This window comes from Nocardia sp. NPDC059177, from assembly GCF_042755165.1.
Lineage (GTDB): Bacteria > Actinomycetota > Actinomycetes > Mycobacteriales > Mycobacteriaceae > Nocardia.
Window position 1 is genome coordinate 278788 of record NZ_JBHZBX010000005.1, and the last position, 21615, is coordinate 300402.

Consider the following 21615-nt stretch of genomic DNA (forward strand, 5'->3'; position numbering starts at 1 on the left):
GAAAAGGAGAACACATGGCCGACGAGCTGGCAGGCAAGGTCGCCGTCGTCACCGGCGGCGCCTCCGGGATCGGCGGGGCGATCGTCGCGCGTTTCGTCGCCGCCGGGGCCCGGGTGGTCGTCGGCGATGTCGACACCGAGCGGGGCCGTGCCTCGATTGCAGGCTACGGCAGCACCGCGGTCTTCGCCGAGACCGATGTCGCGGACCCGGAACAGGTCCGGCGCCTGGTCGACCTGAGCGTCGAGACATTCGGGCGCCTCGACGTGATGTGCAACAACGCAGGCATCTCCGGGGTGATGCACAAGGACTTCCTGCACGACGACCTGCTCGACTTCCACCGGGTACTCGGGGTGAACCTGCTCGGCGTGATGGCAGGCACCCGCCATGCCGCCGCGCGGATGGCCGAAGCCGACGGTGGGTCGATCGTCAATGTGTCCTCCATCGGCGGCATTCAAGCCGGTGGCGGCGTGCAGACCTACCGCGCCTCCAAAGCCGCGGTCATCCACTTCACCAAATCGGCGGCGATCGAACTGGCCCAGTACGGGATCCGGGTCAACTGCATCGCCCCCGGCAGCATCCCGACCCCACTGCTGGCCTCCTCCGCCGACCGGATGCCCAGCGGGGCGATGGAGAAGTTCACCCGCATGGTCCGCGAATCCATGCGCGAGGACCGCCCGCTCCAGCGCGACGGCGAACCCGCCGACGTCGCGGAGGCAGCGGTCTACTTCGGCAGCGAACTGTCCCGTTACGTCACCGGGACGGTCCTGCCGGTCGACGGCGGCACGGTCGCGGGCAAACCGCTCCGCCGCCGCAAACCCGCCGAGCAGGGGAGTGCGCGATGAAGCGCGGCACCGATGTTCTCGTGGTCGGCGCGTCGGCCGCCGGCCTGGCGACCGCGGAAGCACTACGGCGCGAAGGGTTTCCCGGGCGGATCACCGTCCTCGGTGCCGAGGCGCACCTGCCCTACGACCGGCCGCCTCTGTCGAAACAGATCCTCTCCGGCCAGTGGGGCCCGGAACGAACGCTGCTGCGCCCGCCACGGCAGCTGGCCGGTCTCGACCTGGACCTGATCCTGGACACCCCCGCGCTCGGCCTGGACGCGGCGACCCGGACCGTGCGCACGGCGCGGGGAGCCATCATCGCCGACCACATCGTGATCGCCACCGGCGCCAGCCCACGGACCCTGCCCGACTCGCGCGGACTGCGCGGCGTGCACGTCCTGCGCAGCCTCGACGACGCCCTCGCCCTGCGCGACGGGTTGTGCACCGCGCAGCGGGTCGTGGTCGTCGGGGAAGGTGTCCTCGGCAGCGAGATCGCCGCCACCGCACGTGAACTCGGCCGCGAGGTCACCCTGTGTGGGCCGCTCGACGCGCCCATGGCCGGGCAGCTCGGCCCGTTGGTCTCGAGCCTGCTCGCCGATCTGCACCGCGCCAACGGGGTTCGTCTCGCATTGGGCGCGGCGGTGCAGGGACTCACCGAATGCGACGGCGCGGTCACCGGCGTCGCCCTCGCCGACGGCACCGTGCTGCCCGCCGACCTGGTCGTGGTGGCCATCGGCGCGGCACCGGCCACCCGCTGGCTCGACGGCAGCGGCCTCACCCTGCGCGACGGTGTCGTCTGCGACCCGTATTGCCGTGCCGCCGAAGGGATCTACGCCGCGGGTGACGTCGCGCGCTGGCACCACCCGGTGCTCGGCACCGAGGTCCGGTGGGAGAACCGCACCAACGCCACCGAGCAGGCCGCGACCGTCGCCGCCGCCATCGCGGGCACCCCCCGACCGCACGCGCCGATCTCGTACTTCTGGACCGACCAGTTCGCCACGAAGATCCAGGTCCACGGCACCGTCACCCGCGACGCGGACGCCGAGATCGTCGACGGTGACCCGGCCGCGGGCCGGTTCGTCGTCCGCTACACCCGCGACGGCGTAGTCACCGCGATCCTCGGCTGGAACATGGCCAAGCAGTCCAGGATCCGCCGCCAGGAATTGATCGACGGGCAGCCGCTCGTCCCGAGCGAGAGCAGGTCCCGATGAAGGTCACCGTCGACCAGGTCAAGTGTGTGGCCGCCGGCCACTGCGTCATGCACGCGGTGGAGGTGTTCGACCAGCGCGACGAGGACGGCATCGTCGTGCTCCTCGACGACACGCCACCGGCCGAACTCGCCGACGACGTGCGCCAGGCCGCCGCCGTCTGCCCGGCCATGGCCATCCACATCGAGGAATGAACGTGCGGCGCCCGCGTGGCGCCCGGAGAAGGAGACAACCGTGTCCGAAACCTCGGCCGAGACGACCGCCACCGCGGCGGCCCCGGACTATCCCATGCTGCGCGCCGCGGGCTGCCCGTTCGCGCCGCCCGCCGAAACCCTCGAACTGGGCCGGTCCGCACCGCTGCACCGGGTCCGGATCTGGGACGGCAGCACCCCGTGGCTGGTCACCGGATACACCGAGTACAAGCAGCTCATGTCCGATCCGAACGTGAGTGTCGACGACCATCAGCCGGGGTTTCCGCACTGGAACGAGGGCATGCTCGCGATCAAGGACAGCAGGCCGAAATCGGTGTTCACCACCGACGGTGCCGAGCATCAGCGCTACCGCCGCATGCTCACGAAGCCGTTCACGTTCAAACGGGTCGAGGGCCTGCGCCCGGCCATCCAGCAGATCACCGACGAGCACCTCGACCGGCTGTTGGCCGGGCCGACACCGGCGGACCTGGTCGAGGCGCTCGCCCTGCCGGTACCGACCTTGATGATCAGCGAGATGCTCGGCGTGCCCTACGAGGACCACGAGTTCTTCCAGCAGCACGCCAGCGTGAACGTGGACCGGTTCGCCACCAAGGAACAGGCCGCCCAAGGCCGGGCCGGACTGGCGCGCTACCTGATCGAACTGATCAAACGCAAGCTCGACGAGCCCGCCGAGGACGTGGTCACCGATATCGCCGAGCGGGTCCGCGCGGGCGAGATCGACATGCGCGAAGCCGCCCAGCTGGGCACCGGTCTGCTCATCGCCGGGCACGAGACCAGCGCCAACATGATCTCCCTCGGTGCCCTGGCCCTGCTGTGCAACCCCGCGCAGTTCGCGCTGCTGCGCGACACCGAGGACCCGGCGATCGTGAAGAACGCGGTCGAGGAGCTGCTGCGCTATCTGAGCATCATCCAGAACGGGCAGCGGCGGGTCGCGGTCGGCGACATCGTGATCGGCGGCGAGACCATCCGCGCCGGCGAAGGCCTGATCTTCGATCTGGCCCCGGCCAACTGGGACGAAAGGGAATGGGCCGCACCGGATCAGCTCGACATCGCCCGCCCCGCCGCCCATCACCTCGGCTTCGGTTTCGGCCCGCACCAGTGCGTCGGCCAGCAGCTGGCCCGCGCCGAACTGCAGATCGTCTTCCGCACCCTCGTGCGCCGCATCCCCACCCTGCGCCTCGCGGTTCCGCTCGAGGAAGTCGAGTTCAAGCACGACCGCCTCGCCTACGGCCTGTATTCGCTACCCGTCACCTGGTGACCGATTCCCGTTTCCCGACTCCTGTGAGGGGTGATCTCCGTGACCGCCAGCGCCACCAACGCCGCGTTCTACGATCCGTACGATGTCGAGCTCAACGCCGACCCGTACCCCATGTTCAAACGGCTGCGTGACGAACAGCCCCTGTACTACAACGAAACCCACGACTTCTACGCGATGACCCGCTACGACGACGTCAACGCAGGCCTGCTCGACAAGGACACCTACAGTTCGGCGCGTGGCGCCATCCTCGAACTGATCAAGGCGAACATCCCGATTCCGCCGGGTGTGCTCATCTTCGAGGACCCGCCGGTGCACGACATCCACCGCAGGCTGCTGTCGCGGATGTTCACCCCGCGCAAGATCGCGGCACTGGAAGACCGGATCCGCCAGTTCTGCGCCGACAGCCTCGACCCGATCGTCGGCACCGGCCGCCTCGACTTCGTCGCCGATATCGGCGCGCAGATGCCCATGCGCACCATCGGCCTGCTGCTCGGCATTCCGGAGCAGGATCAGGAGGCCATCCGCGATTTCGCCAACGACCAGATGCGCACCGAGGAGGGCCGGCCGATGAAGGCCGCCTCCGAGGGTCTCACCGGCGGCGACCTGTTCGCCGCCTACATCGACTGGCGCGCCGAGCATCCCGCCGACGACATCATGACCGAACTGCTCACCGTCGAATTCGAGGACGCGGACGGCAAATACCGGCACCTGACCCGGGAGGAACTGCTCACCTACGTCAACGTCGTCTCCGGCGCGGGCAACGAGACCACCACCCGCCTGATCGGCTGGGCGGGCAAGGTCCTGGCCGAACACCCCGACCAGCGCAAAGCCCTGGTCGAGGACCCGCGCCTGATCCCCAACGCGGTCGAGGAACTGCTGCGCTTCGAACCGCCCGCCCCGCACGTGGCGCGCTACGTCACCCGCGATACCGAGGTGCACGGTCGCGTCGTGCCCGAGGGCAGCGTCATGATGATGATCATCGGCGCAGCCAACCGCGACGAACGCCACTTCGCCCCCGACGGCGACATCTTCGACATCCACCGCCCCACCCGCCCCCACCTGTCCTTCAGCGCAGGCACCCACTACTGCCTCGGCTCAGCCCTGGCTCGCCTCGAAGGCCGCATCGCCCTCGAGGAAATCCTGCGCCGCTTCCCCGAATGGGAAGTGGACCTGTCCGCCGCCCGCCTCTCACCCACCTCCACCGTCCGCGGCTGGGAGTCCATGCCCGCCACCACCCGCTGACCTCGCCTGGCGCGAACGCATGCGGCGAGCCCGGTTCGCACCGAACGAGGACCGTGCCGGCGGACCGGACAACCTGCCGCGACTGTGCGCAGTACTGCCGCAGCGATCCCGCGACCGGCGGCCGGTACGTCGCTGAGCGGCCGGGGTGGCGCGGCCACGGTGGTTGACTCGCGGTGTGCCATCCGGGTCGACAGTTTCGGAGTGATGGGACGAGGGCGTGACAGTGGTCGCAGGCCAGTTCGCGTTCGGCGGCAGCGGCGATCTGTGACGGTACGACCTTCGTACTCCGCTTCCGTGGCGGCCGGCGATGGCGCGCTTGTCCGCGAGGTTGTTTCGGGTGTCGCGGACATGTCATCCTGAGTAGAGCGGTTGAGGTAAGCCGTGGCCGATGCCGGGGATCACCAGCAGGGAGCCGTCCTGTTGGGTGGGTGTGGTCAGTCCGGTGCGGGCGGTGGTGATGTAGAGATCGGTCAGTGCGTTACCTGCGAAGGCGCAGGATGTAGGGCGGGTGACCGGCAGCGTCAGGATCCGGTCGAGACGCCCGGAGGGGGTGTAACGGCGCAGGGCGGCACCGTCCCACAGGGCAACCCAGATCGCGCCGTCCGCGTCGACCGTGAGTCCATCCGGTATCCCGCATCCTGGTTCGAGTACGACCAGAGGTTCGCGGTCGGTGAGGTGGCCGTCGTGGTATGTGAAGGTGTCGATGCGGCGGGTGGGCGAGTCGATGTAGTACATCCGCCGGGTGTCCGGACTCCACCCGATGCCGTTACTGACAGTGACGTCGTCGAGGACGACCGTCGTGTCGCCGCCAGGAGTGGTGCGGGTGAGAGCTCCCCGTCCAGGTGCCTCGTCGTAGCGCATGGTGCCTGCCCACAGGTATCCGTCGGGTGCGACAGCGGCATCGTTGCCGCGCCGGCCTGGGGTGGGCGCATGGTGAAGCCAGTCGAAACCGCCTCGGGCAGTGTAAGTTCCGATGCCGTCGCGGAGGTTGACGACGAGTCCGCCGTCGCGGCGTGGTTTGGCTGCCCCGACGTGCTGGTCGGTGGTGATCGTCTCGACGACGCCGGTGACGGGGTCGAGGCTGTGGATGCGGGAGGCGAGGATGTCGACCCACAGCAGTCGCTGCCGCACGGGATCCCAGGTGGGCCCTTCGCCGAGTTCGGCATCGATGGCCAGTGCTTCGTGCACGGCCGGTCGCCCGGTCACGATACTGTGCCGCGGAAGCCGAGGCGTTCGGACAACTCGGCCGCGCCCGCGATGACCAGTTCCTGTAGTTCTGCGCGTCGTTGGCCCGACCATCGGATGGAGGGCACGGAGATCGACATGGCGGCGACGACGTTGCCGGTTCGGTCGAGCACTGGGGCGGCGATGCAGGAGACGTCGGGGTTCGATTGGCATTCCTCGATCGCGACGCCGCGGTGTTGTGTCTCGGCGAGTTCAACGAACAGGGCGGCCGGATCGGTGACGCTGTTGGGTGTCATGGCTGTGAGGGTGCGCCCCTCAGGATAGAGCTGTCGCAGACGCTCGTGCGGTAGTGACGCGAGCAGCATCTTGCCGACCGCGGTGCAGTGGGCGGGGAGCCGACGGCCGGCGGCCGATACCATTCTGACGGTGTGGGTGGAGTCGGCCTTGGCGATATAGATGACGGAGGTGTCCTCGAGAGTCGCCACGTGGACCGTTTCCTCGCATAGCCCGCTGGTTCGCTGAGCTGCGTGCTCGCCTTCGGAGATGAGGTCGATCTGGTCGGCGTAGCGGCTGCCCAGTTGATGGGTGCGCACTCCCAGGCGGTAGCGGCCGTTGCCTGCGGGTTCGAGGTAGCGTCGCGTGACGAGAGTGCTGATCAGTTCGTGGACGGTGGTTCTCGGGAGTTGCAGTGCCGCGACGATTTCCGGCGCCGACAGCGCGTCACGGTCGGTGAGGAAGAGCTCCAGAATGTCGAGGGCTCGGGTGACGGCGGGAACGAGTCGGCTCATCGGTGCAGGGTCTTCATGACAGTGTGATCGGGCACGGGGAATCGTCCGAGCTCGCCCGGAAGGCGAGCACCCAGCGGTGACATGCCGTCCACGGCGCCGAGTCGCTCGAGCAGATCAAGTACCAGCCGTCCGCGGCGGACACGTTCGCGGGCGGTGGCCAGGACTGTCTCGCGCAGGTGTGCGCCGGCGGGATATATGCCGGGGGCCTTGGACAGTCCGAACTTCAGGTATACCGGTGCGCCGCGGCGGATGAGTTCGGCCGCGTCGTACATGCGGACGTAGCCGCCGAGATCATCGGGTGTTTCGATGTAGATATCGAGCGGGACTCGGGCCGCGGATCGGATTTCGGTCAGGTGCTCGAGCGAGAGGTCCGAGGGAATGTTGATCGAGTCGGCACCGAGCCGCTCGTAGACGGTGACCGAGGCCGGGTTGACCGGGCCGATCAACGCGGAAACCTTGAAGGTGGTGTCGGCGGGCAGTAGGCCGTTGTCCCGCAGCCGGTGCAGCACCCACAGCACCCCTTCGTCGGCGACGAGAATGCATCGCACGCCCAGTTCGGTGGCGCGTACCGCATCTTCGACGCAGCCGGCGACCGCACGATGACCGACGGCGCGCGGCCCGGTACCACCGGCCGGCGTCGAGGCGCCCGCGGCGATGTCCCAGGTCCCACGAGGGCCGGTGAACAGGCACAGTTCGATGTCGTGTGCGGTGCAGGCGGCGACCATTTCGGTGATCTCGGCATCGGTCAGCATCCAGATGCCGCTGCCCTGACTGATCCGGTGGATGGGGACCGACAACCGCTGTGACTCGTTCAGTACTTCGTGTAGTGCGGCGGGGCCCTCGACCGACGGGATTTCGGTGCGCCAGGTTCCGCCGTCGGGGAAGGCGTGCGGCGAGGCCTGGTCCACGGCGGGCGCAGGGCCGCCGAGTCCGAGGGCGTCCAGGTGCGGTTGTCCCGGCTGTCGGTGGCTGGTGGGGGTGTGCATCAAATCCTCTTTCGGTGAGCGGGTGCCGCGGCGGCGCCGGTAGTGGTGGCGGCGCGGCCGGGATGCAGCAGCACCTTTCCGACGGCCGGATCGCCGGCGCTGACCAGGTCGATGGCGGTCCGGAACTCGGACAGGGCGAATTGGTGGGTGATCAGGGGCAGCGGGTCCAGGATCGCGGCGGTGAAGGCGCGCACTGCGTGCGACCATGCTTGGGGTGGGGCGCCGAAGACCGTGCGCACTTGGATCCGGCGGGTCACCAAGTCAGTCGGATCCAACCCGATCGCGTTGCTTGCGGGGATGCCCGTCAATACCAGGCGCCCGCCGCGGCGGAGCAACCTCACTGCCGCTGCAGCACTGCCGGCGCCGCCCGCCGCTTCGAGGACGATGTCGAATTCGCCGGGGCCGGCGAGTTCGTCGTGGCGCCGAAAATGTGTCGCTCCGAAACCCAGCGCTGTGTGCGCGTGATCGTGATGGATCCCGACTGCCAACAGTTCCCTTGGGCCCGATGCCGCGAGGAGTTGCAGTGCGAGCAACCCCAGGGTGCCCGTTCCGACGACAGCGACACGGTCGCCAGGTTGCGTTCGGCATTGCAGCGCTGCCGCGGCTGCGCAGGCGGCCGGTTCCAGGAGGGCCGCCGCGGTCAGGTCGGCGTTGTCGTCGAGGGTATGCAGCAGGTCGGCGGGCAGGGTGAGTGTGGCTGCCATCGCGCCGGGCATGGTGAACCCGGTCTCCTCGTACCCCCCAGCGCACAGGGTGGTTTCGCCCGCTCGGCAGCGGTCGCAGCGACGGCAGCTGCGAAAGCCCTCGCCGACGACCTTGCGGCCGACCAGATCGTCGGGCACCGCCGCGCCGACGGCTTCGACGACTCCGGACCATTCATGGCCAGGTACCACGGGATAGCGGACGTACTCGCTCGGTCTGGTGCCGTGGAACAGTTCGCGATCACTACCGCAGATCCCGACTGCATGCACCCGGACCAGCGCCTCCCCGTGCCCAGGTGGGAGCGGGTGGTGGTGTTCGAGGGTGAATTCGTGCGGGCACGTGACCACGAGGGCTTGATCGCCGATCATCGGCGTGCCCGTGGTGCGCGTTTCTCCCAGCCCTCGGCCCACAGGTCGAAATGCGCGCTCTGCTGGGGGAACTCGGCTGCGGCGTCGGCATCGAACTCCACACCGAGGCCGGGGGAGTCGGTGCGGTGGAAATAGCCGTCGACGACCTCGGGAGCTCCCTTGACGATGCCCTTGATCCGGTCGTCGGCGAAATCGTTGAAGTGCTCGAGGATCTTGAAGTTGGCCGCGCAGAATCCGACCTGCAACGATGCCGCGGTCAGGACCGGACCGCCCACGTTGTGGGGAGCTACCAGCAGGTAATAGGTCTCGGCCGTGGCGGCGAGCTTGCGTGTTTCCGCGATACCGCCGATATGGCCGAGATCAGGCTGGATGATGTCAGCGGCCTGGTTCTCGAACAGTTCCCGGAACTCGATGCGGTCGTGGATGCGTTCGCCGGTGGCGATCGGGATATCTGTCTTGCCGGCGACTTTGCGCAGTGCCGCGAGGTTCTCCGGCGGGATCGGTTCCTCCAGCCAGGCGGGCCGCATCGGCGCCATCTCCCGCGCCAGGCGCACCGCTGTGGCCGGGTTGAAGCGGCCGTGCATTTCCAGCATCAGCTCGGTGTCGGGTCCGATCGCGTCTCGGACGGCTTCGATCAATCCGACGGCTGTCATCGTCTCATCGTGCGACAACTCGAAACGGCCTGCACCGAAGGGGTCGATCTTGAGTGCCCGATACCCGCGCGCCAGGACCGTCCGCGCGGCGTCGGCATAGGCCTGCGGTGTCCGTTCGGTGGTGTACCAGCCGTTGGCGTAAGCCTTGACCTTGTCGGTGACCGCGCCCCCGAGCAACTGCCAGACCGGGACACCCAGCGCCTTGCCCTTGATATCCCAGCATGCGGTCTCCACGCACGCGATGCCGGACATCACTATTTCACCCGCGCGCCCGTAGTCGCCGTATTTCATGCGGCGCACCAGGTCCTCGACGGCGAAAGGGTCCGAGCCGATGATGTGGTTGGCAGCGGCTTCGTTCAAGTAGCCGCGCAGCGCGTCCGTGTGACCGAGCATCCGTGTTTCGCCGACGCCGGTGAGGCCCTCGTCGGTGTGTACGACCACATAGGTCAGATTCCGCCAGGGTGTGCCGATGACGTGCGTGTCCAGCCGGGTGATCCGCATCCACAATTCCTTTGGTTCGATATTTCGAACGGAGTCCGATATATCGACCGTAGCAGGAACGGCGGCAGCGCAACAGAAATCCGGTGTTGACGCTCACCGGTCCGTGCATCAATATATGTTCGAAATCGAAAACAATGTTCGATATTTCGAACAAGGAGTGGGTGTGGGAGACGTCGATGTATGGAGCCTCGATCCGCGAACCGGTGCGCGCCGCCGGGCGGTGACGCGGGAAACGGACGCCATCGCCGTTGACCGTGCGGTGAAAGCCGCACATGCTGCACGGGGCGCGTTGAACGACAGGTCCTCTCGCGCGAACTTCCTGCGTAATGCCGCCGAGGGCCTGGCCGCCGAGCGCGCATCACTGGCGGCCGAAGCCGAAGCCGAGACCGCACTCGGGCTGTCCCGGCTCCACGGGGAGATCGACCGCACGTGCGGCCAACTCCGCGCCTTCGCCGACCTGGTCGAGGCAGCGGATTTTCTCGACATCATCATCGATCACGCCGACACCGATCACGTCCCGCCCCGACCCGACCTGCGCAGATACAAAGTCGGCCTCGGCGTCGTGGCCGTCTATTCCGCCTCGAACTTTCCCTTCGCGTTCTCCATCGCCGGTGGGGATACCGCCAGCGCGCTGGCGGCCGGCTGCCCCGTGGTGGTCAAAGCTCATCCCGGCCACCCGGCGACATCGGCACTGACCGAGGCGGTCGTGCGTGCCGCCGCCGCCGAATCCGGGCTACCGGCGGATGTCGTACGCGTGGTGCACGGCTTCGACGCCGGTGTCGAACTCATTCGTCACCCCCTGGTGGCTGCGGCGGGTTTCACCGGCTCACAGCGCGGTGGCCGCGCCCTATTCGACGCCGCGGCCGCGCGAGAGCGCCCGATCCCATTCCACGGCGAACTCGGTTCCCTCAATCCGGTGGTGGTGACCGCCGCGGCCGCCGCCGAACGCGGCGGGCAGATCGGCCGGACGCTGGCAGCCTCGGTGACCCTGGGACACGGGCAGTTCTGCGTCAAACCCGGGCTCGTGCTGGTGCCCGAGGGCCCCGACGGCGATGCCCTGGTCACCGAACTCGCCCAGCACCTGACTACAACACCACCGGCAGCACTGCTCGACCAGCGCATGCTCGCCGATTTCACCGCCGGTATCGACGCCCGCGCGAAGCTCCCCCATGTGCAGACCGTGGTCGCCCCGTGCCTGGACACCCATGCGGTGAGCCCCGCGTTGCTGTCGGTACCCGCAGCCATGGCCTCGGACCCGAGGCACGCGCTACTACTCGAAGAATGCTTCGGTCCGGTGACGGTCGTTGCTCGCTACGCCGCGAGCAGCGAGTGCACCGAGACGCTGGCCCGGATACCGGGCGCCCTGACGGCCACGGCTCAACTCTCCCAACAGGAAGCCGCCGAACTCGACGGCAATGCCGCGGGGCTGCTGCGACGACTGAGTGCGATGGTCGGCAGGGTCGTGGTCAACGATTGGCCGACTGGAGTCGCAGTCACTGCCGCACAGCATCACGGCGGCCCCTACCCGGCGAGCACCTCGACCTCCACCTCGGTCGGCTCCACTGCCATCGAACGCTGGCTGCGCCCGGTCGCCTATCAGAACACGCCCGAGCCTCTGCTCCCGCAAGAGCTTCAGGACGCGAACCCCATGAACTTGTCACGGCTCGTCGACGGCGTCGCAGTCGGTCCGGGCCCGCAGACACAGCTCGACAGCAACCCGCACTCGAACTCAGATCGGACCGCTCGATGATCGCCGAATCTTTCAATGACGGCTGGGGCGTTCGCCCGCTGCAATCCGCGTTCTTCGCGATGACCGCGGGACCTTATCGCCCGGTGGTCCTGCCACACGACCAGATGCTCACCCTTCCACGCGCCCACGATGCGGGCGACGGCGCGGCCAACGGGTTCTTTCCCGGCGGTGACGCGGACTACGAAAAGCGCTTCGACGTGCCACTCGAATGGGCCGATCACCGGATCACCCTCGAGTTCGAAGGCGTCTACCGTGATGCGCGCGTTTTCATCAATAACGCGCTGGCTGCTCACCGGCCGTACGGCTACTCCCGGTTCTTCGTCGCCGCTGACCCGTATCTGCGATACGGCGAGACCAACGTCATCCGCGTCGAATGCTCGGCTACCGAAGACACTCGCTGGTACTCCGGCCTCGGAATCCACCGGCCGGTCACCCTACACCGGGGAGAGCTGATCCATCTGACGGTCGAGGGTCCCCGCTTCGCCACCCCCGACATCGAAGACGACCTCGCCGCGGTCCACGTCGACGCGACCGTCCACAACGAATCCACCCGCACAGCGCATCTCGACGTCCGCATCGAAATCCTCGACCCCGATGGCGACCTGGTCGCCGAGGAGACGATGCCGCTGACCGTGTTCGCCGGCGAGCGGGCAACCGTGCACCGTCGAGTGTTCGTCCGCGACCCGAAACTGTGGAGCCCCGAGCACCCCGATCTCTATCTCGGGCGCGTCTGGCTGATCCACAACGACCGAGTCGTCGACCACAGCAAAGATCACTTCGGTATCCGTCGTATTCAGATCGATCCCGCGCACGGTCTGCGCATCAACGGGCAGCCGGTGAAACTGCGCGGCGCCTGCGTGCACCACGACAACGGGCCCTTGGGCGCGGCAGCGATCACGCGCGCCGAACAACGCCGCGTCGAACTTCTGCGTGCCGCCGGATTCAATGCGCTGCGCAGCGCCCACCAGCCCATGAGCAAGGCAATGCTGCGCGCCTGTGACCGGCTGGGAATGCTGGTCATGGACGAGGCCTTCGACTCCTGGACCGTGCGCAAAACGCGCTTCGACTACTCGCGCGATTTCCCGACCTGGTGGCGCGCCGACATCGAGTCGATGGTGACCAAGGACTACAACCACCCCAGTGTCATCCTCTACTCCATCGGAAACGAGATCTTCGAAACCGGCAACCGACTCAGCGCCCGATGGGGACGAGAACTCGCCGCCACCGTGAAGACACTGGACCCCCACCGCTTCACCGTGAACGCGATCAACGTGTTGGTCTCGTCGCTGGACCAGATTGCCGCGGCGATGAGCGCGGCAGGGGCCTGCGGCGGTGTGAACGACATGCTGGGGTCGATGGAGGAGATGGTGGCGATGCTGTGGCGCTCCGAGGACACCGCGGCTCTGACCGCCGAAGCCTTCGCCCAGGTCGACGTCGCTGGATACAACTATGGCGATGCCCGCTACGACCTCGACCCGACGCAATTCCCGAATCGGGTATGCGTGGGCAGCGAAACGGCACGCCAGGACATCGCAGCCCGCTGGCAGCAAACCGCCCGCCTGCCCCATGTCATCGGCGACTTCTGCTGGACCGGCTGGGACTATCTGGGCGAAGCCGGAATCGGCCGCGTCCGCGAACCCGGCAGCGCTGTGGAAATGAGCCTCGACAGCGCACTCGGCGACTACCCGCATCTGACCTCGGAAACCGGCGACCTGGACATGACCGGTACCCGCAGACCCGCCTCCTACTTCCGTGAAATCGTCTTCGGCCTGCGCACCGAGCCCTACATCTCAGTCCACCCACCGCAACGATTCGGAATCGGCGCCGTCCCCAACGCCTTCGCATGGGACGGCTCCGAAGGCCACTGGACCTGGCCCGCGGACGAAGGAAAACCGGTCCGCATCGACGTCTATTCCGACGCCGAACAGGTCGAACTACGGGTCAACCAGCAGAGCCTCGGCCGACGCTCCGCCGGCCCCGAACATGGCTATATCGCTACCTTTGAAGCCACTTACGCACCCGGCGTCCTCACCGCGACCGCATACCGCGACGGTGTCGAAGCCGAAACCACCGAACTACACACCGCCGCACGCGTCGCCGACCTGCGTCTCACCGCAGAGAGCACGACAGCAACTGCCAACGACAACGACCTGGTTCACGTCCGCATCGCCCTCGTCGACCAGTACGGTCGCACCAATCCCGCCGAAACCCGCACTGTCCGAGTCGATATCGAGGGCCCTGGGGTGCTGGCCGGGCTCGGCAGCGGCGACCCGCGCCTTGACGAACCCATGCTCACTACCACCCGAACCACCTACGCCGGCACGATCCTGGCGATCGTACGACCCACCGGTGCCGGGATCCTGACGGTTCGCGCCGGCGCCGACGACCTCGAACCGCGCACGGTAACCATCGATGTGCGCGGCGACCAGCAGCCCGTCTGCTGACCATTCTCGACGACAGGAATTCGACAGTGATGCTCAACCTACAACGCCGTGGCCGCACCATGGGCGGGCGGCGCGTGAGTACCAGAGCCGGGAAGCCGGCGGGGATGCCGCGGCTGATGGTAGCGGTATTCTCGGCCACCCTGGCCACAACCCTGGGAAGCGTGCCTGCGGTGATGGCGCAGGCGCCGGAGTCGTTCTACAGCTACGACGGCGCCGAACCGCTGGCATCACTTGCCCCAGGCGCCGTGCTGAAGACCCGGACCCTCGAATATCACGCCGACACTTTCGCCACACCGTTGACCACGATCCAAGTGCTCTACCGGTCGACCGATTCCCTTGGAAACCCGACAGCCAACGTCACCACGATCATCAAACCCCCGGCACCGGCCACCGGCGCGGCCAAGGTCGTTTCTTTCCTTTCGGCATACGACTCACTCAACCCGGCGCACAGTCCTTCCCGAGCGTTTGCCGCCGATATCGAACTCACCGGCCTTTCGGATCCCCTGAGCGATATCGCCTCTTCGGAAGTCCAGTTCTTCGCCCCGCTGCTGATGGCCGGATACACCATCGTCATACCCGACACCGAAGGCCCCGCCGCTGACTTCGCCGCCGGCCCCGAATACGGCAGAACGACCCTGGACTCACTGCGCGCAGCACGTCATGTCACCACTCTCAGCGGAATCGACGACACGACCAAGATCGGCCTGATGGGATACTCCGGCGGCGCGATCGCCGCGAACTGGGCCGCGATCGAAGCACCCTCCTACGCCCCCGACATCAACGAAGATCTCATCGGGGTCGCCGAAGGAGGAGTCCTGGTCGACCCCGCACACAACCTCAACTACGTCGCGGGCAGCCCGATCTGGGCCGGAGTGATCGGAATGGCCATTGTCGGCATCTCGCGGTCCTTCGACGTCGACTTCAGCAAGTACCTCAGCGACACCGGCCGCCGCGTCCTCGAGGAAATGCAGGACGCGTCGATCATGAACGTGCTCGCCCAATACCCCGGCCTGACCTGGGCACAAATGGCCCTACCCGAATACGCCGACCCGAACTCGATTCCCGAATACGTCGACGTTGTCAACAAGCTCAACATGGGCACAGCGCCGACTCCGACCGTTCCGATGTTCATCGCCCAGGGCGCCAACGGCATCCTCGAGGGCACACCAGCACATCCTGGCTTCGGCGCCGGAGACGGCGTCATGATCACTGGAGATGTCCGCGCCCTGGCCAATCAGTACTGCGCTGCCGGACTGGCCGTTCAATACGACCAGTACGACGCCCACAGCCACGTCACTGCTCTCATCGCCTGGGCACCAGCGGCGCAAAAGTGGCTCATCGACCGCTTCGACAACCAACCCGCCCCCACCAATTGCGGAAACATCCCCGCAGGCAACCCCCTCACTCCCGAACGCCACGCCCACCAGCTCTGATCCAATGCCAGCTAGTTGGCCAGTGCTCCTGACAGGTTCAGTCAGATAGCGGTGAGACATGGACATCTGACAGATCCGTCACGAGTGGCGGGGTCCAAAGCGGCCATGCCCTTGTGATTGCAGTCGTGGATCAGTTGCCGCGCATACGCGTCGGGCATCTGGTGCCCGGTGAACGTGGATCTCCGCGTAGAGCCCGCGCATCTCGGCGAAGCCGACTCGGACCGAGGCCTACCGGTTGGTTGATGAGGGGACCGTGGCCGGACCGACTGTCGGGCGCCCTCCGACGACGCCGGCGGTGCAGAGCTCGGTGAGCAGGGTCGGCTCCAGCCCGAGGTCGGTGAGAATGGCGTGGTTGTCCTGGCCGAGCAGGGGGGCGTGCGTGCGGTGGAAGCGGTAGGGGCCTGCGGAGAAGCGGGCGGGGATCGTGCTGTGGCGGGCGGTTCCGGTGATCGGATGGGTGAGGTTCTCGAAGAAGCCGCGGAAGATGAGTTGCGGGATCTCGGTCTGGCGGTGCGGCTGCAACACCTTTGCCACGGGAATGCCTGCATCCCAGAGGGTTCGGACGATGTCGTCGCTGTCGCGGTCGGCGCACCAGGTCGCGAGTCTGGTATCGATCTCGGTGTGTCTGGCGCGTCGGCCTGCCGCGCTCGACAGTGCCGGGTCCAGCATCCAGAACGGGGTGCCGAGGGCTTCGCGGAGTTTGCGCCAGTGTCCGTCGGTGGCGATCGCGATCGCGACCCAGCAGTCCCGGCCACCGAATTCGTCGGTGCCCGCGGCCTGATAGAGGTTCTGTGGCGCGGCGGCCGGGCCGCGGTTGCCGTCGCGGTGCAGCAGCACTCCGTTGGCGGAGTACTCGAGCACCTGCTCGGCGGCGACATTGAGTGCGGCGTCCACCATGGCAGCCTCGATCAGGGTGCCTGCGCCGGTGCGGCGGCGGTGGGTGAGGGCCAGCAGCAGGGCGTTGAGTGCGTGTACCCCGGCGTTGGGGTCGCCGATCGAATAGGGCTGCACGGGATTCTCGTCCGGGTGACCGGTGAGCCAGCTGATGCCCGAGGTGTCCTCGATGACGTAGGCGAAGGCGGGATTGTCGCGCCACGGCCCGGTCGTCCCGAAACCCGGCATGCGCACCATGATCCCGTCCGGCCGCAGCGCGCGGTAGGCGGGATAATCCAGGCCGATCTGGGCGAGCACGCGCGGGGTGTAGTTCTCGACGACCACATCGCAGGTCGCGGCGAGCTTTGCCAGCAGCGCGCGCCCACGGTCGTCGGCCAGGTCCAGGGTGACGCTTTTCTTGCCCGCGTTGAGCCCGGCGAAGATCGGTGACTTCTCCCACCAGCGGTCCTCGCTGACCGGCACTCCCGCGATGAGCCGGGTGCCGTCCAGCCGGGCGGCCGACTCCACATGGATCACCTCGGCGCCCAGCATCGCCAGATAGTGCGTGCACGACGGACCCGCCCAGAAGGTGGTGAGATCGAGTACCCGCACACCACGGAACGGCAGCTGTTCGGTGGCGCCACTGCGGGTTCGGATACCGCACGATCGGTTCGCCGAGGCGCGGTAGTGCTCGGTGTGCTCACCCAGCCGGGGCGCGGGGCCAGGCTCCGGCAGCAGCGGCGGATCGAAACGGTAGGGCGCGCCGGGCCGGACGAACCCGTCCCGGGGATCGGTCACGAACGACCCCCGGGCCAGGTGATGGTCCATCTTCGGGGCGTTCGCCCCGTCGGCGACCGGCCCGTTCGGAATCCGGAAGGCCGAAGCCAGATCCTGTACCACCTCGACCGGCTGCTCGGCCAGCCAGGCGTAGATCTGCGGTGCCTTGGCGGCGGCGCGTTCGGTGATCGAGGCGTCGGTGTCCTCGTCGATCCACTCGGGATGCCCGACCATCGCGCACAGGTCGTACCACTGCTGCACGGTGCCACACCCCACCGAGACCAGGCCGTCGGCCGCGGTGGCGATACCGGGCACACTGCGCCTGCGCCGATCCCGGAACGGGCGGCCCAGCGCGTCGTGGAAGGTGACGGGAAAGTAGGTCAGACCGAGGATCTGGGCTTCGAGCATCGACAGGTCGATCAGCTCACCCGCGCCGCCGCGCAGCCGGGAGGTCAGCGTGGCTGCCGAGGCGTGGGCACCGGCGAACCATTCGCCGATCCGCCCGCCGACCGCCACCGGCGCCCGCTCCGGCGCCCCGCGCCCGAGCCCGATGATGCCACCAGACCAGGCTTGCAAGGTGAACTCGGTGGCGGGGCGACCCGCCCACGGCCCGTCGAGCCCGAACGGTGTGATCGCGGTGACCACCAGGTGCCGGTGCGCGCGCCGCAGGGCAGTGGGGGAGTAGGCGGGATCGGCGGTGATCGGCGAATCGGGTTCCCACACAACGATATCGGCGGCGGCCAGCAGTGCGTCGAGCAGTGTTCGATCCGGTGGCGCGGTCACGTCGACGAGCACGCTGCGTTTGGACCCGGACAGGAACGTGAACAGCGGCGCATCGCCGCCCGGGGCGGGCGCGGTGTGCGAGGCGGACCACCGCCGCAGCGCCGCGCCACCCGGCGGTTCCACCACGACGACCTCGGCGCCGCCGTCGGCCAGCAGTTTGGTGCAGTAGGCCCCCGCGATCCCGGTGGACAGGTCGAGGACCGTCCACCCGGACAGCGGTGCGGCCGCGGTACTCACCGGTCTTCCTTGCGCGCGGATTTGCTCAGCCGGAACTCCGGCGGAAAACGGGCGTCGTTGTCCTTCACCGAGGCGCTGAGCCCACTGTCGTAGGCGTCGCCGAGCATGAGTTCGTCGTCGGCGTGGATGTGCCCGCCCATCGATTCGAAGAACCCGCTCAGCAGGCTGCCCATGTATTCGCCCTGCTGCTGCTTCATGATCTCGAAGAAGACCTTCTGCATGAAGATGGTGTCGGTGGGGCGATTTCGGGCGCAGGCCAGCGCGTACTTGGCGGTCTCGGCCTCGAGGTCGTCGCGTGCGACCACTTTGGTGAGGAAATTGCAGGCGTCCATCTCCTGGGCGGTGAAGGCCCGGCCGGTGAACACCATCTCCTGGAATTTGCGCAGTCCCATGGTCTGCGCCCAGGTCCACATCCGCGGACCCCAGCCGTAGTAGCGGAAGGACGGATGACCGAAGAGGGCGTCGTCGCTGGAGATCACCAGGTCGGCGTCGGCGGCCTGATAGAAGTGCCAGCCGTAGCAGTAGCCCTTCACCTCGACGATGCTGATCTTCTTGAACTCCTGCAGGCTCCGGCAGCCGGCTTGGGCATTGGCGTACCACTGGCTGACCGTCGCGCCGTGCCGGAACGACCCGGCGGGCGGATACCGCACGCCGTCCTCCGGGCCGATCCTGTATTCGGCCAGGCGTGGCCCCTGATCCGGATCTCGCTGGGTGGCAAGGAATTCGGGCAGATCGGCGCCGCTGCCGAAATCGTCGCCCGCGCCGCGCACGACGAGCACCTTGACCTCGTCGTCGACGCTCGCGCGGTGGATCAGATCGCCGTAGCGCAGCCGGGCCGCGCTGGTCGGGGCGTTGAGCTGGTCGGGACGGTCGAAAGTGATGGTGGCGATACGGGTTTCGGGATCCTTGTCGTAGCGGATGATCTCCGCCGCCGACGGCTGCTCCGGACCGGACACGGGCGGGCTCCTTAGCCTGGAAGACAATGTGCGGTGAAAGCAGGGGCGAGCCGCCGACTCGGCGACTCGCCCCGTGCGCGGCGCGGTCAGTGCGGCCAGTGCGGTGCGGTGGTCAGCACCTCGGCTCCGGTATCGGTGATCAGCACCGCGTCGCGGCCGAACACCGCGCCCACGCCGGGCTCGAACACGTAGGTGGTCACCGACAGCACCATGCCGGGTTGCAGCCGCTCGGCCGCGGCGGTGCGCGGCAGCCGCGGTGACACGACCGGTGCGTCGAATCCCATGCCGAGCCCGCGCGCCACCGGCATCGGAGGCAGGGCTTCGCCGGCCAGTTCGTAGGCGGTGAGGAGCCCGGTCGCGGTCGCGCCCGGTCGGCAGGCCTGTAAGAGCCTGTCCCACAGGCGGTCCCACCGCTGATACAGCGCGCGGGTCCGGTCGTCGCCGGTTCCGTCGGCGGGCCGGGTGCGGCCGACCTCGCCGATGTAGCCGTCGCCGAGGATGCCCGCCGAGAACGCGACCAGGTCACCGGCGCGGGCGACGCGGCCGCCGCCCGCCCGCTGCCACGGGTGCTCCTTGGAGGTGACCCAGGCCGAATCCTGGGACGCGGGGGTGCTGATCCCGCCCGCCGTCATCGCCTCCAGGAGAATCCCGATCAGCGACTGTTCGCGCACGCCCGGTGCCAGTGCGGCCACCGCGGTGGCCAGCGCGGCCTCGGCGGCAGCCAGTGCCGTGCGCAGGGTGGCGATCTCCTCGGGGGTCTTGATCCGGCGGGCCGCGGCGAGGGCCGGTTCCCCGTCGACCAGTTCGGCCTGGGGGAACGCCCGCGGCAGCAGGGTCGCGAAGGTGGGCGACAGCGCGTCGGTGCCGACCCGCCGGGCGGTACTCGCGCCGTCGATGCGGCTGAGCACGTCGAGGGTGGTGAGCGGATTCCAGGCCAGCCCGTAGAGGTTGTCGTGCGGGATGTCCTCGGGGATCCCCTCGTCCCAGGTGCTGAGCAGGTGCACCTCGCCGGTGTCGCGCACCAGCGTGGCGACCGGGCCGAAGGGTCGGGTGCCCGCCACCCACAGCTGGGGCGCGCCCGCCACGTAGCGGGCGTTCGCCTGACGGCCCAGGACCAGGACGTCCAGGTCGTGGGCGTGCATCTGTGCCAGTGCCCGAGCACGCCGTCCCTGCCGCAGGGCGCGCTCGTCGGGCAGGATCTCAGTGCCCATACGGTGCGTACGGGTAGTCGGTGAGGGGCGTGTAGCCCGTCTCGGTGATCACGACGATCTCCTCGCTTCGGTATCCGCCGGTGCCGTCCTCCCAGACGACCGGCTCGAGCACGAGCACCATTCCCGGTGCGAAGACGAAGTTCTCGTCGTATTCCGCGCCGAGATCGGTGCCGATCATGGGCATCTCGGCCGCGCTGACCCCGATGCCGTGACCCAGATAGAAATGCGGCAGCCACGGCTTGACCCCGTTGTTGGCGGCCACGGCCGCCCGGGTCAGATCCGCCGCGCTCGCCCCGGCCCGGGTGACCCCCAGGACCGCGGTGATGATCTCGTGCCAGCGGTCGAACTGCCTGCGCTGGCGGTCATCCGGGGTGCCGCCCACGATCCAGGTGCGGCCGAAGTCCGAGCAGTAGCCGCCGTAGGTGATGCTGACATCGGTCCACAGGACGTCCCCGGCCGACAGTTCCCGCTCGGTGCTCAGCAGCGGCAGCGCCAGGTCGCCGTGGGTGGTCCACACGCCTTCGGCCTTGGTCTCGGGCATGACCTGCCAGATGGCCTCGAGCATGTTCGCGGTCGCGCCGAGTTCGAAGGCCCGGCGCACGAACCGGGCCGACAGGTCGATCTGGCGGCAGCCGGGCACCACCGCGGCCTGCACCTCGGCGATGGCCTGCTCGGTGATCCGGTTGGCGATCCGCATGCACGAGATCTCGTCGGGGGTCTTGATCAGCTTGGCCGGACCGACCACCAGCGCGGCATCCGAGGGGTCGCCGCCGGGGAACACCGCGCTCGCGGCGCGGCGCATGGCCCCGGTGAGTTCGTCGACCGCAACCGTCGACCCGGCCGGGACGATCTCGGCCAGCCGGCGTGCGAAATCCTCGACGCCCTCGTCGAATTCGAGGTAGACCGGTCCGTGGAGGTGGTCGGCGGGCAGCTCCGACTCGTCGGAGGCGCCCTCCCGGAAGGGCAGGAACAGATGCGGCCACGGGTCACCGGCGACCACGACCGCGACCGGGCGTTCGACGTGGGAGAGTCCCGCGTCGCCGAGCGGCCAGTTCGCGCCCGTCGCGTAGGCGACATTGGCGTTGTTGAGCAGGACAAGGGCGTCGACTCCGCGCGTGGCCATCGACGCCCGCAGGCGGGCGCCGGTCTCGCGGCGCATGCGCGCGCGGTCGGGCACGTCGGGGATCTCGAAGGCCGACGGTGTGGCCGGACTGAATGCTGTCATCG

General features: G+C 68.2%; 17 protein-coding genes. 8 read left to right on the top strand and 9 right to left on the bottom strand.

The annotated features are described in order from the left end of the window. Positions 1-14 precede the first annotated feature (14 nt). The 5 genes from ACFXK0_RS09240 to ACFXK0_RS09260 all read left to right on the top strand — a co-directional run bounded on the left by ACFXK0_RS09240 (position 15) and on the right by ACFXK0_RS09260 (position 4741). Positions 15-842 carry an SDR family NAD(P)-dependent oxidoreductase gene (locus ACFXK0_RS09240; RefSeq protein WP_379409494.1) on the top strand — a complete coding sequence of 276 codons (828 nt, stop codon included), beginning with the start codon at positions 15-17 and terminating at the stop codon, positions 840-842. Further along, complete coding sequence (locus ACFXK0_RS09245) at positions 839-2032, top strand: NAD(P)/FAD-dependent oxidoreductase (RefSeq protein WP_379409495.1); 1194 nt, start codon at positions 839-841, stop codon at positions 2030-2032. The genes ACFXK0_RS09240 and ACFXK0_RS09245 overlap by 4 nt, the downstream gene beginning before the upstream one ends. Beyond that, positions 2029-2223, top strand: coding sequence for a ferredoxin (locus ACFXK0_RS09250; protein ID WP_378949392.1), 195 nt, complete (start codon positions 2029-2031; stop codon positions 2221-2223). The genes ACFXK0_RS09245 and ACFXK0_RS09250 overlap by 4 nt, the downstream gene beginning before the upstream one ends. A 94-nt stretch (positions 2224-2317) precedes the next feature. Further along, positions 2318-3499, top strand: coding sequence for a cytochrome P450 (locus tag ACFXK0_RS09255; protein ID WP_379409528.1), 1182 nt, complete (start codon positions 2318-2320; stop codon positions 3497-3499). Positions 3500-3538: 39 nt separating this feature from the next. Continuing rightward, the gene (locus tag ACFXK0_RS09260) at positions 3539-4741 is read left to right on the top strand and encodes a cytochrome P450 (protein ID WP_379409496.1); all 1203 of its coding nucleotides are present in this window, start codon (positions 3539-3541) and stop codon (positions 4739-4741) included. Between the two features lie 351 nt (positions 4742-5092). Here ACFXK0_RS09260 and ACFXK0_RS09265 read toward each other — a convergent pair whose 3' ends face one another. Genes ACFXK0_RS09265 through ACFXK0_RS09285 form a run of 5 tightly spaced genes read right to left on the bottom strand, consistent with a single transcriptional unit; the run spans position 5093 to position 9924 of the window. Then, positions 5093-5947, bottom strand: a complete 855-nt coding sequence (locus tag ACFXK0_RS09265) for an SMP-30/gluconolactonase/LRE family protein (protein ID WP_378949386.1) — start codon at positions 5945-5947, stop codon at positions 5093-5095. Further along, the gene (locus tag ACFXK0_RS09270) at positions 5944-6714 is read right to left on the bottom strand and encodes an IclR family transcriptional regulator (protein ID WP_379409497.1); all 771 of its coding nucleotides are present in this window, start codon (positions 6712-6714) and stop codon (positions 5944-5946) included. Before ACFXK0_RS09270 ends, ACFXK0_RS09265 begins: the two co-directional genes overlap by 4 nt. After that, a complete protein-coding gene (locus tag ACFXK0_RS09275; RefSeq protein ID WP_379409498.1) occupies positions 6711-7700 on the bottom strand; it encodes a hypothetical protein in 990 nt (329 codons plus the stop codon). The genes ACFXK0_RS09270 and ACFXK0_RS09275 overlap by 4 nt, the downstream gene beginning before the upstream one ends. Then, entirely contained in the window at positions 7700-8770 is a 1071-nt protein-coding gene (locus ACFXK0_RS09280; protein WP_379409499.1) for a zinc-binding dehydrogenase, read from the bottom strand. The genes ACFXK0_RS09275 and ACFXK0_RS09280 overlap by 1 nt, the downstream gene beginning before the upstream one ends. Continuing rightward, positions 8767-9924 (bottom strand): mandelate racemase/muconate lactonizing enzyme family protein, encoded by a 1158-nt coding sequence (locus ACFXK0_RS09285; RefSeq protein WP_379409500.1) that lies wholly within the window; start codon positions 9922-9924, stop codon positions 8767-8769. Before ACFXK0_RS09285 ends, ACFXK0_RS09280 begins: the two co-directional genes overlap by 4 nt. Here ACFXK0_RS09285 and ACFXK0_RS09290 point away from each other — a divergent pair. The 3 genes from ACFXK0_RS09290 (at position 9893) to ACFXK0_RS09300 (ending at position 15551) form a co-directional block, all read left to right on the top strand. Then, positions 9893-11674: an aldehyde dehydrogenase family protein gene (locus ACFXK0_RS09290; RefSeq protein WP_379409501.1), complete on the top strand. Its 1782-nt coding sequence runs from the start codon at positions 9893-9895 to the stop codon at positions 11672-11674. The two genes, ACFXK0_RS09285 and ACFXK0_RS09290, sit on opposite strands and share 32 nt — an antisense overlap. 104 nt (positions 11675-11778) lie before the next feature. Further along, a complete protein-coding gene (locus ACFXK0_RS09295) occupies positions 11779-14118 on the top strand; it encodes a glycoside hydrolase family 2 TIM barrel-domain containing protein (protein ID WP_379409529.1) in 2340 nt (779 codons plus the stop codon). 59 nt (positions 14119-14177) lie between these two features. Beyond that, entirely contained in the window at positions 14178-15551 is a 1374-nt protein-coding gene (locus ACFXK0_RS09300) for a lipase family protein (RefSeq protein ID WP_379409502.1), read from the top strand. Between the two features lie 228 nt (positions 15552-15779). Here the strand turns inward: ACFXK0_RS09300 and ACFXK0_RS09305 are convergent, their stop codons facing one another. From ACFXK0_RS09305 to ACFXK0_RS09320, 4 genes are all read right to left on the bottom strand, one after another. Beyond that, a complete protein-coding gene (locus ACFXK0_RS09305) occupies positions 15780-18221 on the bottom strand; it encodes a CoA transferase (protein WP_379409503.1) in 2442 nt (813 codons plus the stop codon). Then, entirely contained in the window at positions 18218-19177 is a 960-nt protein-coding gene (locus tag ACFXK0_RS09310; RefSeq protein WP_379409504.1) for an enoyl-CoA hydratase/isomerase family protein, read from the bottom strand. The genes ACFXK0_RS09305 and ACFXK0_RS09310 overlap by 4 nt, the downstream gene beginning before the upstream one ends. A gap of 86 nt (positions 19178-19263) precedes the next feature. Beyond that, the gene (locus ACFXK0_RS09315; RefSeq protein WP_379409505.1) at positions 19264-20388 is read right to left on the bottom strand and encodes a M24 family metallopeptidase; all 1125 of its coding nucleotides are present in this window, start codon (positions 20386-20388) and stop codon (positions 19264-19266) included. Further along, positions 20378-21613 carry a M24 family metallopeptidase gene (locus ACFXK0_RS09320; protein WP_379409506.1) on the bottom strand — a complete coding sequence of 412 codons (1236 nt, stop codon included), beginning with the start codon at positions 21611-21613 and terminating at the stop codon, positions 20378-20380. The genes ACFXK0_RS09315 and ACFXK0_RS09320 overlap by 11 nt, the downstream gene beginning before the upstream one ends. Between the last annotated feature and the right edge of the window lie 2 nt (positions 21614-21615).

Coding starts and splice junctions, on each gene's coding strand:
- ACFXK0_RS09320 (WP_379409506.1), bottom strand. CDS start 21,613: ATGACAGCATTCAGTCCGGCCACACCGTCGGCCTTCGAGATCCCCGAC.
- ACFXK0_RS09245 (WP_379409495.1), top strand. CDS start 839: ATGAAGCGCGGCACCGATGTTCTCGTGGTCGGCGCGTCGGCCGCCGGC.
- ACFXK0_RS09250 (WP_378949392.1), top strand. CDS start 2,029: ATGAAGGTCACCGTCGACCAGGTCAAGTGTGTGGCCGCCGGCCACTGC.
- ACFXK0_RS09290 (WP_379409501.1), top strand. CDS start 9,893: ATGACGTGCGTGTCCAGCCGGGTGATCCGCATCCACAATTCCTTTGGT.
- ACFXK0_RS09255 (WP_379409528.1), top strand. CDS start 2,318: ATGCTGCGCGCCGCGGGCTGCCCGTTCGCGCCGCCCGCCGAAACCCTC.
- ACFXK0_RS09285 (WP_379409500.1), bottom strand. CDS start 9,924: ATGCGGATCACCCGGCTGGACACGCACGTCATCGGCACACCCTGGCGG.
- ACFXK0_RS09300 (WP_379409502.1), top strand. CDS start 14,178: ATGGGCGGGCGGCGCGTGAGTACCAGAGCCGGGAAGCCGGCGGGGATG.
- ACFXK0_RS09275 (WP_379409498.1), bottom strand. CDS start 7,700: ATGCACACCCCCACCAGCCACCGACAGCCGGGACAACCGCACCTGGAC.
- ACFXK0_RS09315 (WP_379409505.1), bottom strand. CDS start 20,388: ATGGGCACTGAGATCCTGCCCGACGAGCGCGCCCTGCGGCAGGGACGG.
- ACFXK0_RS09270 (WP_379409497.1), bottom strand. CDS start 6,714: ATGAGCCGACTCGTTCCCGCCGTCACCCGAGCCCTCGACATTCTGGAG.
- ACFXK0_RS09240 (WP_379409494.1), top strand. CDS start 15: ATGGCCGACGAGCTGGCAGGCAAGGTCGCCGTCGTCACCGGCGGCGCC.
- ACFXK0_RS09280 (WP_379409499.1), bottom strand. CDS start 8,770: ATGATCGGCGATCAAGCCCTCGTGGTCACGTGCCCGCACGAATTCACC.
- ACFXK0_RS09295 (WP_379409529.1), top strand. CDS start 11,779: ATGCTCACCCTTCCACGCGCCCACGATGCGGGCGACGGCGCGGCCAAC.